General features: G+C 77.3%; 1 protein-coding gene. It reads right to left on the bottom strand.

Annotated features, from left to right (window positions below):
* A partial coding sequence (locus tag O3Q52_RS53460) for an SWIM zinc finger family protein (RefSeq protein WP_269655597.1) occupies positions 1-1,048 on the bottom strand: 1,048 nt, incomplete at both ends.

The following is a 1,048-nucleotide window of genomic DNA, read 5'->3' as shown; positions in this document are numbered from 1 at the left end:
GCCCGCGCCAGGTCCGCCGGGGTGCGGCCGGCCGCGGTGGCCAGGGACGCGTACAGGGCGCGGGTCGTGGCGGTGAGGCCGGAGCCGGGGCGGGTGGCCGCGAGGCGGACGGCGTCCTGCCAGAGGGTCAGCTCCGCCACGGGGTCACGGCCCGTCGTGAGCAGCGCGTGCGCGCGGGCCGCCGCGTCGGTGGCCAACTGGTCCAGTGCGAACGGGTCCGGGCCGCCCGGCGACGCCGGATAGGCCGGGGGCTGTTCGGGGTACGCGGGCGCCGGCAGCGGGGCCGGGAGCGGCGGCAGCGTGCGGGACGCGAGGGCGTCGGTGGCTCGTACGCCGGGGAGGGCGGGTTCCCGCTCGGCGCGGGCCGAGCGTGCCGCCAGGGTGGCGCTGCGGCGGGACAGCGCGTCCAGCAGTTCGCGTTCGCCCCGGCCGCGCGACAGGAGGAGGACGAAGGGGTCTTCGTCCAGCAGCCTTGCCGTCTGGTAGCAGAGCGCGGCCGCGTGTTTGCAGGGGTGGCCGGAGTCGGGGCAACTGCACTGCGGCACGAGGTCGCCGGGGCCCGGGAGCAGGCCCACTCCGCTGTCGGCGAGCGACTGGGGCAGGTCCTTGTCGAGCAACGCCGCGATGTGCCGAGGCCGTTCGGCCGCGGCATCCAGGAAACGCTCCCAGTCCTCGTCCGAGAGCGTACGCATCCGGATCTGCACGCGGTACGGCCGCGGTCGGCTGCCGTGCACGTACGCGAGTACGAGCCCGGGCGTGACGGTGATGGCGTCCACGTGCCCCGCCCGCGCGTACGCCTTCCCCCGCCCGAGCCGCGCCGCGCCCATCGCCATCTCCTCCAGCGCGGCCACCCTCGCGTTGCCCCACCACGTCTCGGCGAATCCGTCCGTGCCCTGCGGCCGCGCGGGCGGTGCGGGGAGCGCGGGGAAGGTCCGCCGCAGCTCTCCGTCGCGGCCCGGGGCGGCCATGGAGCGCGGGGGCGCTGCGATGGGGAGTTGGGCGGGGGTGGAGTGAGGGGCTGCGGGGTCGGGGGTCGCATCGGAGTGGA

Origin of the sequence: Streptomyces sp. ActVer, assembly GCF_027270795.1 — a bacterium.
Taxonomy (GTDB): domain Bacteria; phylum Actinomycetota; class Actinomycetes; order Streptomycetales; family Streptomycetaceae; genus Streptomyces; species Streptomyces umbrinus_A.
This window is presented reverse-complemented; position numbering and strand designations above follow the sequence as displayed.